General features: G+C 63.0%; 13 protein-coding genes. 8 read left to right on the top strand and 5 right to left on the bottom strand.

From position 1 onward, the window contains the following. Position 1: 1 nt before the first annotated feature. From ACUJ47_RS08450 to ACUJ47_RS08440, 3 genes are read right to left on the bottom strand one after another with little or no spacing between them, the layout of a single operon-like run. Positions 2–1,588, bottom strand: coding sequence for a GMC family oxidoreductase (locus ACUJ47_RS08450; RefSeq protein ID WP_445537966.1), 1,587 nt, complete (start codon positions 1,586–1,588; stop codon positions 2–4). Between the two features lie 24 nt (positions 1,589–1,612). Beyond that, the gene (locus ACUJ47_RS08445) at positions 1,613–2,560 is read right to left on the bottom strand and encodes a sterol desaturase family protein (RefSeq protein ID WP_445537965.1); all 948 of its coding nucleotides are present in this window, start codon (positions 2,558–2,560) and stop codon (positions 1,613–1,615) included. Then, positions 2,553–2,972, bottom strand: coding sequence for a hypothetical protein (locus ACUJ47_RS08440; RefSeq protein WP_445537964.1), 420 nt, complete (start codon positions 2,970–2,972; stop codon positions 2,553–2,555). Before ACUJ47_RS08440 ends, ACUJ47_RS08445 begins: the two co-directional genes overlap by 8 nt. Positions 2,973–3,034: 62 nt before the next feature. Here ACUJ47_RS08440 and ACUJ47_RS08435 point away from each other — a divergent pair, with 62 nt between their 5' ends. The 8 genes from ACUJ47_RS08435 to ACUJ47_RS08400 all read left to right on the top strand — a co-directional run bounded on the left by ACUJ47_RS08435 (position 3,035) and on the right by ACUJ47_RS08400 (position 11,591). Then, positions 3,035–4,456, top strand: coding sequence for an amidohydrolase (locus ACUJ47_RS08435; RefSeq protein WP_445537963.1), 1,422 nt, complete (start codon positions 3,035–3,037; stop codon positions 4,454–4,456). A 273-nt stretch (positions 4,457–4,729) separates the two neighbouring features. Continuing rightward, positions 4,730–5,512 (top strand): cold-shock protein, encoded by a 783-nt coding sequence (locus ACUJ47_RS08430; protein ID WP_445537962.1) that lies wholly within the window; start codon positions 4,730–4,732, stop codon positions 5,510–5,512. A 122-nt stretch (positions 5,513–5,634) separates the two neighbouring features. After that, a complete protein-coding gene (locus tag ACUJ47_RS08425; RefSeq protein ID WP_354143779.1) occupies positions 5,635–6,825 on the top strand; it encodes an aspartate aminotransferase family protein in 1,191 nt (396 codons plus the stop codon). Then, positions 6,825–7,754 carry an ornithine carbamoyltransferase gene (argF, locus tag ACUJ47_RS08420; protein ID WP_445537961.1) on the top strand — a complete coding sequence of 310 codons (930 nt, stop codon included), beginning with the start codon at positions 6,825–6,827 and terminating at the stop codon, positions 7,752–7,754. Before ACUJ47_RS08425 ends, argF begins: the two co-directional genes overlap by 1 nt. 53 nt (positions 7,755–7,807) lie before the next feature. Next, positions 7,808–8,698, top strand: coding sequence for an Hsp33 family molecular chaperone HslO (hslO, locus tag ACUJ47_RS08415; RefSeq protein ID WP_445537960.1), 891 nt, complete (start codon positions 7,808–7,810; stop codon positions 8,696–8,698). Positions 8,699–8,786: 88 nt separating this feature from the next. Further along, positions 8,787–9,203, top strand: a complete 417-nt coding sequence (locus ACUJ47_RS08410; RefSeq protein WP_445537959.1) for a hypothetical protein — start codon at positions 8,787–8,789, stop codon at positions 9,201–9,203. A gap of 58 nt (positions 9,204–9,261) precedes the next feature. After that, entirely contained in the window at positions 9,262–9,987 is a 726-nt protein-coding gene (gene queC, locus ACUJ47_RS08405) for a 7-cyano-7-deazaguanine synthase QueC (RefSeq protein ID WP_445537958.1), read from the top strand. Next, positions 9,984–11,591: an MFS transporter gene (locus tag ACUJ47_RS08400; RefSeq protein ID WP_445537957.1), complete on the top strand. Its 1,608-nt coding sequence runs from the start codon at positions 9,984–9,986 to the stop codon at positions 11,589–11,591. The genes queC and ACUJ47_RS08400 overlap by 4 nt, the downstream gene beginning before the upstream one ends. Before the next feature lie 20 nt (positions 11,592–11,611). Here the strand turns inward: ACUJ47_RS08400 and ACUJ47_RS08395 are convergent, their stop codons facing one another. Both ACUJ47_RS08395 and ACUJ47_RS08390 read right to left on the bottom strand, forming a co-directional pair. Beyond that, positions 11,612–12,142 carry a superoxide dismutase family protein gene (locus tag ACUJ47_RS08395; RefSeq protein ID WP_445537956.1) on the bottom strand — a complete coding sequence of 177 codons (531 nt, stop codon included), beginning with the start codon at positions 12,140–12,142 and terminating at the stop codon, positions 11,612–11,614. 94 nt (positions 12,143–12,236) lie between these two features. Further along, a complete protein-coding gene (locus ACUJ47_RS08390) occupies positions 12,237–13,322 on the bottom strand; it encodes an OmpA family protein (RefSeq protein ID WP_445537955.1) in 1,086 nt (361 codons plus the stop codon). Positions 13,323–13,418 lie beyond the last annotated feature (96 nt).

Genomic DNA, 13,418 nt, shown 5'->3' with positions numbered 1-13,418 from the left:
TCTAGCCGCTCGCAGCCTTCACGAAATCGGCGCAGCGTTCGCCGATCATGATGCTCGGCGCGTTGGTGTTGCCGCTCACAAGCCGGGGCATGATCGAGGCGTCGGCGATCCACAGGCCTTCGATCCCGCGTGCCTTGAGCGTCGTATCGACCACGCTCTCGGCATCGCTGCCCATCCGGCAGGTTCCGACCGGGTGGTAAACCGTGTCCGCGCGGTTGCGGATCAGTTCGTCAAGCTGCGCATCGTCATCCAGGTCGATCGGATGGCGGTCGATCGGATGGTAGTCGGATAGCGGCGGCGCATCGACGATCCGGTGCGACAGGCGCACGCCTGCGCGCATCACCGCCATGTCGCGCTCGTCATCGAGGAAGTTGGGGTCGATCCGTGGCGCATCGCTCGCATTGGGCGAATTGAGCCGCACCGTTCCCCGGCTTTCGGGGCGCAGCACGCAGGCGTGGAGCGAAAAGCCATGGCCGTTCACTTTCTCTCGCCCGTGGTCCTCGAGAACTGCAGGAACGAAGTGCCATTGCACATCGGGGGCGGGGCTGTCGGGCATGACTTTCCAGAACCCGCCGCTCTCCGCGAAACAGGTGGTCATGATGCCAGTGCGCTGGCGGCGGTGCTCGATGATCGCCTTGACCATCCGCCAGGTTCCGGCAAGCGAATTGCCGAAAGGCTCGGTCGACTGGGTCGCCCAACCCGAAACGTAGTCGATATGATCCTGCAGATCGCTGCCGACGGCAGGTTTGTCGAGCAGCACTTCGATGCCGCTCTGCTGCAGGTGCTCGCCGGGCCCGATGCCTGACAGCATCAGGATCTGCGGCGAATTGAACGCGCCGGCAGAGAGGATCACACCGCGGCGCGCCTGCACCACTTCGCGCTTGCCGCCACGCTTGATTGCCACACCCGTGACGCGACCTTCCTCGATCACAAGCTTTTCGACCATCGATCCCGTGCGAATGTCGAGATTGGGCTTGCCGCGAAGCGGTTCGACATAGGCGCGCGCTGCGGACCAGCGTTCGCCATCCTTTTGCGTGACCTGGTAGAGCCCGAAGCCTTCCTGCCGCTCGCCGTTGAAATCAGCATTGCGCGGCAGCTGCAATTGCGCGGCGCTTTCGACAAAGGCCTCGCTGGTTGGGTTGGGCCATTTCTGGTCGGAGACGGAAAGCGGGCCCTCCGCACCGTGGTAATCGTCGCCGCCCCGCACATTGCCTTCGCTGCGCTTGAAATAGGGGAGTACGTCGTCATAGGCCCAGCCGGTGCAGCCCAGCGCGGCCCATTTGTCGTAATCGAAACGGTTGCCGCGAATATAGACCATCGCATTGATGGCGGAGGAGCCGCCAAGACCCCTGCCGCGCGGCTGGTAGCCGATCCGCCCGTTCAGGCCTTTCTGCGGAACCGTCTCATAGCGGTAATTCGCATTCTTGAGCAGGAAGGGCATGAAGCCCGGCGTCTTCACCAGGAAGTTGTTGTTCCGGCCCCCCGCTTCGAGCAGGCACACGCTGGTGGTGCCGTCTTCGGCCAGCCGACCGGTCACTGCGCTCCCCGCGCTGCCGCCACCGATCACGATATAATCGAAAGTATCCATCATCTCTCCTCTTGCAGGAGAGTGTTAGGCAGGCTCGCTCTGTCCCGCAATCGGGTTTTGATTGGCCACTGGAATTTCGGCTGGAGAAATCTCCTCACGGCTCGCGAGCCAGCGCGCGCGGATCATGTCGGATGTTTCGCGGCTGCCGTCATGCGTCCAGCCGGGTTCGCGCAGGAGATAGCCCAGCTTGCTGCCCCAGGGCGCACGCCACATGTCCTGCACGATGCCGATCCATTCGTGGAACACCGCCCACAGCAGGTTGAAACTGCCGAGCTGCTTGATGATGCCGTAGCGGATTTTTTCCTCGTCGCTCTCGGGCTCAAAGGTGCCGAACATCTTGTCCCAAACGATGAACACGCCCGCGTAGTTGCGGTCGAGATAGCGCGGGTTGGTGGCGTGGTGCACGCGGTGATGGCTCGGCGTGTTCATCACCGCTTCGAACCAGCGCGGCATCCGGTTGATCGCTTCGGTGTGGATCCAGAACTGGTAGATCAGGTTGAACCCGCCGCAGATCGCGATCATGACCGGGTGGAAACCAAGCAGCACCAGCGGAAGCGCGAACAGGAATCCGAAGGTCAGTGGATTGGTCCAGGTTTGCCGGAGCGCAGTCGACAGATTGTAGTGCTGGCTTGAATGGTGGTTCACATGCGCCGCCCACATCCAGCGAATGCGGTGCCCCGCGCGGTGGACCCAGTAGTATTTGAGATCGTCGAGCACGAAGCACAGTGGCCATGCCCACCAGGCCCAGCCGATGTCGAACAGGCGGAATTGCCAGGCCCACAGGAACAGCAAGAAAAAGAAGCCGCCGGTCAAAAGGCCCGACACGGTGCTGCCAAGCCCGAAAGCGAGGCTGACCAGAGTATCGCGCGCCTCATAGGCTTCGCGCCGGCGAAAGCGCGCCCAGATCATCTCGACCAGAACCAGGGCCACGAAGCCGGGAACAGCGTAATCGACGGGCGAAAAATCAGGCATGCCGATCTTCTCCTAGGGCATTTACGGTTTCGGCCCAAGCTGCAGCATCGTCAATGTCCAGGCTGACTTTGCCGTAGCGCCGCTCGCCGCTGTCGATTTCGAGGGCGGTGGTGCTGCTCAGCCGTGCCCGTGCCGTGGCCGCCAGCAAGCGGCCCGCGAAGAAATTGCCATGCGGTTTCAGCACCAGCACGCGCCCGGCGGCGTCGCGCAGGATAGCGCCGCGCCCTTCGCGGTCGCGCGAAATCGCTACCGGTTTGAAACCCTCAACCGCTTCGCCAGCCGCGCGCCGCACGTCATCATCTTGCAGGAGTTTGGGCTCGCCTCCCAGCTTCAGCGCACGCGCGATCCCGGCCAGGGCAAGTATGGCGACCAACGATCCTGCGAACTGGAGCAACTCTGGCGACACATTCATCGATTTGCGCATTGGCATGGCGCGCGGTTTGCGGCAAGCGCAACGCATCTAGGGGAGATTCGATGAAGCCATTTGCCAGCCTGATCGCCATTGCCGCCTTCGCAGCCAGCCCGCTGGCGGCGCAGGGCGTCGATCCCGCCGCCGACGTTGCAGCGCAGCAGGAGCGTACCGCACGCGTCGCCCAGCAGCTGTGGGATTGGGCAGAAGTCGGCTTTCTCGAAGAGCGCTCGAGCGCGCTGATGATGGAAGAACTCACTTCGGAAGGGTTCCGCATCGAAGCAGGCGTCGCAGAAATTCCCACCGCTTTCGTCGCCGAATGGGGCAAGGGTGGACCGGTGATCGCGATCCTGGCCGAGATGGACGCGCTGCCGGGCATCAACCAGTCGTCATCTTCAACCCGCGATCCGGTCGAAGGCAAGGGCGCGGGCCACGCCTGCGGTCACAATCTGTTCGGCGCGGGCTCACTCACGGCGGCCATTGCCGTGAAGAACTGGCTCGAATCGACCGGCACGCCGGGCCGCATCCGGCTCTATGGCACGCCCGCCGAAGAAGGCGGCTCGGGCAAGGTCTACATGACCCGCGCCGGCCTGTTCGACGATGTCGACATTGCTATCCACTGGCACGCCGATGACGAGAACAGCGCTGCCGCGCGCACCAGCCTGGCCAATCGCTCGGCGAAGTTCCGCTTCACCGGTATCTCGGCGCATGCCGCCGGTGCGCCCGAGCGCGGGCGTTCGGCGCTCGACGGGGTCGAGGCCATGAACATGATGGCCAACATGATGCACGAGCACATGCCGCAGCAGGCGCGGATGCATTATGTCATCACTTCGGGCGGTAATGCTCCCAACGTGGTGCCTGACTTCGCCGAATCCTTCTATTACGTCCGCCACCCGAGCCCGGAAGGCGTCGAGGAAATCTGGGCCCGCCTTGAAGATGCCGCCCGCGGCGCTGCGCTTGGCACCGGCACCAAGGTCGAATGGGAAGTGATCCACGGCAACAACCCGCTGCTGGTGAATGAGGCGCTGGCCAAGGTGATGGATGCGAAGCTGCGCCAGGTTGGCGGCGTCGTCTATACCAAGGAAGAGCGCGAATGGGCGGCCGAGATCCAGAAGTCGTTTGGCAATGCCGCCAAGCCGCTCGACAGCGCGGCGGAGATCCAGCCCTATTCGAAGAGCCTCGGCTATGGCTCGACCGACGTGGGCGACGTGTCCTGGGCGACGCCGACTGTCGGCGTGCGGACTGCCACCTGGGTCCCGGGCACCAGTGCGCATAGCTGGCAGGCGGTGGCGGCCAGCGGCAATTCGATCGGGCACAAGGGGGCGCAGGTTGCCGCGAAGGCCATGGCGCTGATGGCGGTCGAATTGTTCACCAATCCGGACCTTCGGGCGGCGGCGAAGGCCGAATTCGACGCTTCGCGCGGGCCTGACTACCAGTATCGTTCGCTGCTGGGCGATCGCCCGCCGGCACTCGATTATCGCAAATAGGCGTCGCCCGGAATCGTCAGGCATCCCCTTTGCGCATCGGATGGAAGGTTTGCGAGGCGTGAGGCAAATATTCGAATGCGAAAATGTCACATTTATGCGCCTAAGATGCGGCAAGCGTTAAATCATTCGCGTCTAACGCCTTTGTGCGCTATGTTGCTTTCACAGACGGGGGTTCGGCACTATGCCGCAATGCCTGCTGCGCCGGTTGCTTTTGTCCGTCCACTGCAACGGCGCCAGGATATTCGGGCGGAGTTACAAGGTACTTAGTAGGTTATGGGTTACGACAGAGGGCGCCGCCGGGGCCGGGACAAGCGCGACGGATTCGGCGAAGACGGCTTCGATCCTTTCGGCGGCGGTGACAACTTCGCTCCGCGCGACAATTTCGGACAACAGGACCGCTTTGGCGGCGGCGGACGTGGCTTCGGCGACGACCGTGGCGGTGGCGATCGCTTTGGCGGCGGTGGCGACCGGTTCGGTGGCGGCGGTGGCCGTGGACCCGGCGGCGGTGGCCGCGGGCCCGGCGGTGGCGGCGGTGGCGGCGGTTTCAGCCGCATGCCTGCACAGGTCATTGGCACCGGCAAGGGCGTCGTGAAGTTCTTCAACGGACAGAAGGGCTTCGGCTTCATCCAGCAAGAGGGCGGTGGCGAGGATATCTTCGTCCACATCAGTGCTGTCGAGCGCGCCGGCCTTGAAGGGCTTGCCGAAGGGCAGGAGCTGGAGTTCAACCTGGTCGATCGCGGCGGAAAGGTTTCCGCTCAGGACCTGCAGATCGTCGGCGACGTCGTGCCCGTGGCACAGCGTTCGGCACCTCCTGCCGCGCCGCAGCGCGAGCTCACCGGCGAGAAGGCGACCGGCACGGTCAAGTTCTTCAACTCGATGAAGGGCTTCGGCTTCCTCGTCCGTGACGACGGCCAGCCGGACGCTTTCGTTCACATCAGTGCAGTCGAACGTTCGGGCCTTTCGGGGCTCAACGAAGGCGAGCGTTATGAGTTCGACCTCGAAGTCGATCGACGAGGCAAGCACTCGGCGGTCAACCTCGTTCCCGTCCAGGGTTGATCAGCTGACTGGCCCGGTCGTTTGACCGACCCGGCGCCAGCATCTAAACGACGCGGAGATGGCGGTCCTGATGGGCCGCCATTTCTCGTTTACCCGATTCGAAAATTGCCAGAGGTTCCCGAATGTCGATCACTCCCTTGATGCCCGTCTATCCGCGTTGTGGCGTACGGCCGGTGCGCGGTGAGCATTGCCACCTGATCGATGAGGACGGGACGCGATATCTCGATTTCGCCAGCGGGATCGCGGTGAACTTGCTGGGCCATTCGCACGAGGGGCTGATCGGCGCGATCCAGCGCCAGGCCGAAACGCTGATGCATGTCTCGAACCTCTATGGCAGCCCGCAAGGCGAAGTGCTGGCGCAGCGGCTGGTCGACAAGACCTTTGCCGACACGGTGTTCTTCACCAATTCGGGCGCGGAAGCGGTCGAGTGCGCGATCAAGACCGCGCGCGCCTATCACCAGCATCAGGGCGACACGACGCGGTTCGAGCTGATCACTTTCGCCAATGCCTTCCACGGGCGCACGATGGCGACGATCAGCGCATCGAACCAGGAGAAGATGCATCACGGCTTCTCGCCGCTGCTGGCCGGGTTCAAATATGCCGAGTTCGACAATCTCGAAAGCGCCAAGGCGCTGATGGGGCCGCACACCGCCGGTTTCCTTGTCGAGCCGATCCAGGGCGAAGGCGGGATCCGCCCGGCATCCGACAGCTTCATGAAGGGGCTGCGCGAACTGGCGGACCAGCATGACCTGATGCTGGTGCTCGACGAAGTGCAGTGCGGCGTGGCGCGCACCGGCACTTTCTATGCCTATGAGCAATACGGGATCGAGCCCGACATCCTGGCGACTGCCAAGGGGATCGGCGGCGGCTTCCCGCTGGGCGCCTGCCTCGCCACCGAAAAGGCTGCGCGCGGCATGGGGCTCGGCACCCACGGCTCGACCTATGGCGGCAACCCGCTCGCGATGGCGGCCGGCATGGCGGTGATGGACGCTGTCGCCAATGACGAATTCCTTGCGCAAGTGCGCGACAAGGGAGAGCGGCTGCGCAGTCGCCTCGAGCAGTTCATCGGCAACTATCCCGACCTGTTCGAACTGGTGCGTGGCAAGGGACTGATGCTCGGCCTGAAGATGAAGGTCGAAAGCCGACCCTTCTATGCCCATTTGCGCGACAACCACCAGCTGCTGACGGTGGCCGCGGGCGACAACACGCTGCGCATCCTGCCGCCGCTGGTGGCGGACGACGCCGAGTTCGACGAATTCTTCGAAAAGCTTTCGGCGGGGGCGGCAAGCTTCGAGCTGCCGCAGACAAGCTGATGGCGGTTCGGCATTTTCTCGACCTCTCCGATGCAGGGGGCGATGCGCTCGCCGCGATGCTTGCCGATGCGATCGATCGCAAGGCGGCGCGGCAAGGCTGGCCAAAGGGGAAACCCGACGCTGATCAGCCGCTGGCCGGCCATGTGCTGGGGATGGTTTTCGAAAAGAACTCGACCCGCACAAGGGTGAGCTTCGACGTCGCCATGCGCCAGCTGGGCGGATCGACGCTGGTGCTCGATTCTTCGTCAAGCCAGCTCGGTCGCGGCGAAAGCATTGCCGACACCGCGCGCGTGCTCAGCCGGATGGTCGATGTCATCATGATGAGAACCGACGATCATGCCAAGGTCGAGGAAATGGCGCATTACGCCCATGTTCCGGTGATCAATGGCCTGACGGATCGTTCGCACCCGTGCCAGATCGTCGCCGATCTCCTGACCGTGATCGAACACGGCAAGCCGCTGCCCGGGCTCGAACTGGCGTGGTTTGGCGATGGCAACAATGTGCTGCACTCGATCCTTGAGGCGGCGGGGCTGATGAAGTTCAACGTGCGCGTGGCGACACCTGCCGGTTACGATCCTGATCCCGAATTCGTCGAGATGGCGCGCGCCGGCGGTGCGAATGTAACGCTCACCCGCGATGCTGCAGAGGCAGCGCAGGGCGCGGACGTGCTCGTGACCGATACCTGGGTGTCGATGGGGCAGGAGCATACCCACAACAAGCTGGCGGCGATGGCGCCCTATCAGGTCAACGATGCCTTGATGGCGCATGCGAAGCCCGATGCTCTTTTCCTGCATTGCCTCCCGGCGCATGTCGGCGAGGAAGTGACCGAAAGCGTGTTCGAGGGCCCGCACTCTGTGGTGTTCGATGAGGCCGAAAACCGCATCCACGCACAGAAGTCGGTCCTCCTGTGGTGCCTCGGCAAACTCTAGCGGAATGAGTGGCGGCATCTTCCGATTGCCGCCGCCGTTCCCATATCACCGCGATGACGAACACTCCTGAAATATTCGCTGACCGCTTGCTGGGCTTCAGCCTGCCCGGCCGCGATGCCCGCGGGCGCGCGGTGCGGCTTGACGCTGTGCTCGACGATATACTGGGCGCACATGACTATCCCGCACCGGTGACGCATTTGCTCGCCGAAGCGCTGGTCCTTACCTCCCTGATGGGCGCGCTGCTCAAGGAAGACGGGGCGCAGCTCACCATGCAGGCGCAAACGCAGGATGGCCCGGTCCGCCTGCTGGTATGCGATTATCGTGGCGGCGAGATGCGCGGCTATGCCGATTTCGATCGCGACCGGCTGGCGCAACTTGGCGCCAACCCTTCTTTGCCTTCATTGTTCGGGCAGGGGTTCCTGGCAATCACGTTCGAAACCGGCAATCGCCAGCGTTACCAGGGCGTAGTGCCGCTGGAGGGGCATTCGCTCGCTGCGGCATGCGAGGCTTACTTCTTCCAGTCCGAGCAGATTCCCACGCTGCTGAAGGTCGGGATCAGGGCGCAGGGCCGGTCCTGCGTCGCGGGCGGGCTGCTATTGCAGCACTTGCCACAAGGCGAGGTGGGCCGCGAACGGCTCCATGCGCGGTTCGACCATCCCGATTGGGAGCATGTCGCCGTGCTCGCGGGCTCGCTCAGCCATGACGAACTGGTCGACGGCGGCCTTTCGATGGAGGCACTGGTGTGGCGCCTGTTCCATGAGGAAAGCGAGATCAGGGTCGATCCGGGTGCTGCGCTGACCAAGGGCTGCCGTTGCACCGTGGCGCATTACAAGGACGTGCTTGGCCGCTTTCCTGACGATGAGCGCGACGCCATGCGCAATGAAGCGGGCGACATCGTGGTCGACTGCGCGTTCTGCTCGCGCGAGTTCATTATCGACATTTGAAACGCTTCGTCGCTATTCAGCAACGATTTATCGCGCAGGTGCGATAGCATACAAGCTCGCGCAGCATAGGTATGGCTTGAAAGGCAATATGGTGATTGGACGCAAGGCAGGATTGGTTGGCGGTCTCGTGACGCTCGCAATGGCGGGCGGTGCGCTGGTCATGCCTGCCCAGGCCCAGTCCAATGCGCTCGCCATGCTTGGCGGGCTGAGCAAGGGCGAGTGGACGATCCGCTTCCGCGACGGTGCGCCCAGCCGCAAGATCTGTGTCCGCAGTGGCGACGAGCTGATCCAGCTCCAGCACGATGACCGCAATTGCAGCCGCTTTGTCGTCGAGGACGGAGCGATCGAAGTGACGGTGCAGTACACCTGCCGCGGCAATGGCTATGGCCGTACCAATATCCGCCGGGAAACGGCGACGCTGGTGCAGATCGAGAGCCAGGGCATTGCCAATGGCTTGCCGTTCCAGTTCCTCGCCGAAGCGCGCCAGACGGGAAGCTGCAAATAGTCGCCGCTTGAAGCGCGGTTCTGATTGCATCGGTCGGGCCAGTCGCTAAGCCAGCCTGATGCCTGTCGACGCAATTACCTCAAAAGGGCCCGCAGTTGTCCTGCTGTCGGGCGGTCTCGATTCGATGGTTACGGCTGCGATTGCGATAGAACGCGGCCATGCGCTTCATGCGCTGACGATCGACTATGGCCAGCGGCACAGGCGCGAACTCGAAGCGGCAAGAGCAATAGCAAAGCGTCTTGGCGCCGAGCGGCACGTGGAACTGGGGCTGGACTTGAGGGCATTCGGAGGTTCGGCGCTGACCGACGATATCGATGTGCCCAAGACGGGTGTCGAGGATTCGATCCCTGTAACCTACGTCCCCGCAAGGAATCTTGTGTTCCTGTCGCTGACGGTTGCCGCGACCGAAGCTGCGCATGCGCGCGACGTTTTCATCGGTGTGAATGCCCTGGACTATTCCGGCTATCCAGATTGTCGGCCCGAGTTCATCGCGAGCTTTGCCGAGACCGCGCGACTGGGAACCAAGGCGGGGGTAGAGGGGCATCCGTTTCGTATCCACGCGCCGCTCCAGCATATGACCAAGGCGGATATTGCCCGCGAATGTGCGCGGCTGGGACTCGATCCTTCGTGGAGCTGGTCCTGCTATGACCCGACCCCGGAAGGGCTGGCCTGCGGATTGTGCGATTCCTGTCGACTACGAAAAAAGGGTTTTGCCGAAGCGGGCGTTGAAGATAGCACGCGCTACGCGGTTGGAAGCACGGAAGAAATTGGGGGAGATGCATGAGCGAAGAGGCCACGCAGCAGGTTGCACCTGAACAAGCGACGCAGGGGGTTCCGGCCTATAGCTGGTATGCGCTTAGCGTTCTTGTGCTGGTCTATGTTCTGAACTTCATCGACCGCCAGATCCTTTCGATCCTCGCGAATGACATCAAGGCGGACCTCGGGGTCGATGACGCCTATCTTGGCTTCCTTTACGGCACGGCCTTCGCAATCTTCTACGCGCTGTTCGGCATCCCGCTGGGCAAGCTGGCTGACAGCTGGAAGCGGGTTCGCCTGATGACGATCGGGCTCTCGCTCTGGTCGGCCATGACGGCGTTTTCTGGATTCGCACGCGATGCGGCAACACTCACCGTAGCGCGTATCGGCGTGGGCGTGGGCGAGGCGACCGCCAGCCCTTCGGCCTATTCGCTCATTTCAGACTGGTTCCCAGCCCGCCTCAGGGCGACCGCTTTGGCGATCTACAGCTCCGGCCTCTACATCGGTGGTGGCGTGTCGCTGCTGATCGGCGGGCTGATCGTCGACCGCTGGAACGCGGCCTATCCTGACGGCGGGCCGCTCGGCCTGGCGGGGTGGCAGGCAGCCTTCATCGCAGTCGGCCTTCCCGGGCTGCTGCTTGCGCTTTGGGTTCTCACCCTGCGTGAGCCAGTGCGCGGTGTGATGGACGGCATTGAAACCCATCACGATCCCGCACCGTTCCGCGGCTTCGTTGCCGAGCTTTTGACGGTGATCCCTCCGTTCACGATCATCGGTGCCGCCCGCAGGGGTATGGGCGCGTTGGTGCTGAACCTGCTCGTCCTTGCCGGCGCGCTCACCATGGCGGTCCTGCTTACAAACTGGCTTGATTCGGGGAACGGTATGATTGTCGAGCCGATCACCGATCAGTGGTTGCTGCTCGCGATCGGTTATTACGCCGTTTTCTGCTGGGCGACGGCGCTTCGCAGCCGCGATTTGCCGACCTTCCGCCTGACCTGGGGCTCACCAGCCTTCCTGTGCACGATCCTGGGCTATGGTTCGGTTGCCTTCATGGCATATGCCAGCGCCTATTGGACCGCGCCCTATGCCGAACGCGTTTTCGATATCGACAAGGGCAGCCTGGGCTTCTGGATTGGCGGCCCCAGTGCTGTGGCCGGTTTCCTGGGGGTGACGCTGGGTGGCCGCGTGGCGGACTTGCTGTTTGAGCGCGATCCGGCGGGGCGCCTTTATGTGCTGATGTTCGGCCTGCTCGCACCGGTTCCGGTGGCCTATTGGCTCTTCACGACCGATGACATGGTGCTGTTCTTCATCCTTGCCTTCGTAGCGCAATTGCTGACCGCTTCGGCGCTTGGCGCGGCTGCAGCGACCAGCCAGTCGCTGGTGCTTCCGCGCATGCGCGGCGTCGCAACCGCGACCTTCTTCCTGGCCACGACGCTGGTCGGCCTTGCATTGGGGCCCTATCTCGCGGGCTATGTGTCATCGATCAACGATGGGGATCTTTCGAAGGGGGTGATCACAACCCTGTGGATCACACCGATCGGCTTCGCCCTGATCTTCGCGGCCATCCGCCTTGTGCCCGCAGCGAGTGACAGCCTGATCGCTCGCGCAAAGGCTGCTGGCGAAACGCGCGTTTGACTGAAATCTTTTTCGACTAGTCAGGACGTCGGCGAGAGCACCGCGCAGGCAATCCGCGGTCCGGCCGCGCCCGAGGGATCGGTCTTGTAGTCATCCGGCCCGGCGTGAATCATTACGACAGTGCCGTCGGCATCGAGAATCTGCGGCAGGGTGCTGATCGCGTCTCCCTCGAGTTCGACAGTCACGTCGAATGACCCTGTCGCGAGAATCTCGAGGTTGGGAAGATCGCCGAGGTGCTGGCCCATCTCGCTAAGCTTGCCGTGCGTCTTGCCGAACGGGTTAAGGTGCCCGCCAGCTGAAGTGAAATCTGGCCCGTCGCATTTGCCCTGTTGGTGAAGATGAAGCGCGCGGGTGCCTGCATCGAAGCTGCTTCCTGCCAGGCGCAAGTAGAGGCGATCGCCCTCCTGGAGCAGTTCGGCACGACCCGCTTGTTGGCCGTCTGCGCGGATCAGGCTGCCGTTTGCGACGATCACTGTGGGCGGCACCGCAGTGGTGGCGCAGCCGGTGACAAGGAAAGAGCCAAGCAGCAATGCAGCGACGGGTCTGTTCATAGGAAGCCTCCGTATCGGGATCCTTGGCCCTCAACGAATAAGGGGCCGGAAAGCTCCGGCCCCTTATCATTTTCTGGTTCGATGTAACCGAAGATTACATGCCCGAACCCGGACCGTAGGTCACTTCGACCCGGCGGTTCTGGAGTTCGCGGACACCGTCTTCAGTCGGAACGCGCGGCTGCGATTCGCCGAACGCTTCGCTGGAGATGCGTGCATCGGGGATACCGCGGCCAGTGAGGTATTCGCGAACCGAAGCGTTGCGACGACCAGCGAGACCCATGTTGTAGGTCACAGTGCCCGAACGGTCGGTGTGACCGGCGAGCATGATGCTTGCCGTGCCGCAGTCAGCGTAAGCCGTAACCGCATTGTCCAGCACAGTTGCCGCTTCCGGGGTGATGTCCGATTCGTCCCAGTTGAAGAAGACGATGTACGGGCCCGTGTTGCACACCGGAGCCGGAGGCGGCGGCGGCGGCGGCGGAGGCGGAGGCGGAGGCGGCGGAGGCGGCGGAGGCGGCGGCGGCGGAGGCGGAGGCGGCGGAGCTTCAGCGCCGAAATTGTAGATCAGCGAGCCCATCAGCGAGTGCGACTTGAAATCGCCCTTCACGTCGCCGCCGTCATTGGCGATGATGTTGACGTTCGGTGCATTGAAGTAACGATACTTCACGCCAACGTCCCAATTGCCGCTGAGCGGAGCGCGCAGGCCAGCGAGCAGCTGCCAGGCAAGACCGGTGTCCGAATCGTCGTAGAGACCGGGGTAGCCCGAACCAGCTTCATTGAGCGTGTTCGACAAATCGACGCGAGCCACGCCGATACCGCCACCGAGGAAGGCCTGTACGCCATCGTCCGGACCGAAGTCGAACAGGCCGTTGAGCATGAAGCTGAGCGCATTGCCCTTGCCGTTGGCAAGGAACGAGTCGGATCCGATCGAGATCCTCTTAAGCTGTGCTTCGCGGTAGCTCACTTCCGATTCGAGACGGAACGCGCCGAAATCGTGACCGATGACGCCACCGAAGTCGTAACCGTTGTCGTGCTCGACAGTGGCATCGCCACTGTTAACGTCGGTGTCCTCTACGATCATCGCACCGCCATCGACGCCAATGTACCATTGGCCGTCACGGGCGAGAGCGGGCGTGGCAAGCGCAGTCGATGCCAGCGCCAGTCCCATGACCAATTTGCGCATTTTTACTTTCCCCTTCTTTCTTGCGAACTGCAGGATTTGACGGGGTTTCTATCCTTTCGCCGAAGTCGTGGCAAGCATGCAATCTTCGATAACTGT

The organism is Altererythrobacter sp. Z27, from assembly GCF_052683155.1.
The sequence above is the reverse complement of the archived record's forward strand: the minus strand, read 5'-3'. Positions and strand labels throughout refer to the sequence as shown.

Excerpts from the sequence above, each read along its gene's own strand:
- ACUJ47_RS08450 (WP_445537966.1), bottom strand. The coding sequence starts at position 1,588 with ATGGATACTTTCGATTATATCGTGATCGGTGGCGGCAGCGCGGGGAGC.
- ACUJ47_RS08445 (WP_445537965.1), bottom strand. The coding sequence starts at position 2,560 with ATGCCTGATTTTTCGCCCGTCGATTACGCTGTTCCCGGCTTCGTGGCC.
- ACUJ47_RS08440 (WP_445537964.1), bottom strand. The coding sequence starts at position 2,972 with ATGAATGTGTCGCCAGAGTTGCTCCAGTTCGCAGGATCGTTGGTCGCC.
- ACUJ47_RS08435 (WP_445537963.1), top strand. The coding sequence starts at position 3,035 with ATGAAGCCATTTGCCAGCCTGATCGCCATTGCCGCCTTCGCAGCCAGC.
- ACUJ47_RS08430 (WP_445537962.1), top strand. The coding sequence starts at position 4,730 with ATGGGTTACGACAGAGGGCGCCGCCGGGGCCGGGACAAGCGCGACGGA.
- ACUJ47_RS08425 (WP_354143779.1), top strand. The coding sequence starts at position 5,635 with ATGTCGATCACTCCCTTGATGCCCGTCTATCCGCGTTGTGGCGTACGG.
- argF (WP_445537961.1), top strand. The coding sequence starts at position 6,825 with ATGGCGGTTCGGCATTTTCTCGACCTCTCCGATGCAGGGGGCGATGCG.
- hslO (WP_445537960.1), top strand. The coding sequence starts at position 7,808 with ATGACGAACACTCCTGAAATATTCGCTGACCGCTTGCTGGGCTTCAGC.
- ACUJ47_RS08410 (WP_445537959.1), top strand. The coding sequence starts at position 8,787 with ATGGTGATTGGACGCAAGGCAGGATTGGTTGGCGGTCTCGTGACGCTC.
- queC (WP_445537958.1), top strand. The coding sequence starts at position 9,262 with ATGCCTGTCGACGCAATTACCTCAAAAGGGCCCGCAGTTGTCCTGCTG.
- ACUJ47_RS08400 (WP_445537957.1), top strand. The coding sequence starts at position 9,984 with ATGAGCGAAGAGGCCACGCAGCAGGTTGCACCTGAACAAGCGACGCAG.
- ACUJ47_RS08395 (WP_445537956.1), bottom strand. The coding sequence starts at position 12,142 with ATGAACAGACCCGTCGCTGCATTGCTGCTTGGCTCTTTCCTTGTCACC.
- ACUJ47_RS08390 (WP_445537955.1), bottom strand. The coding sequence starts at position 13,322 with ATGCGCAAATTGGTCATGGGACTGGCGCTGGCATCGACTGCGCTTGCC.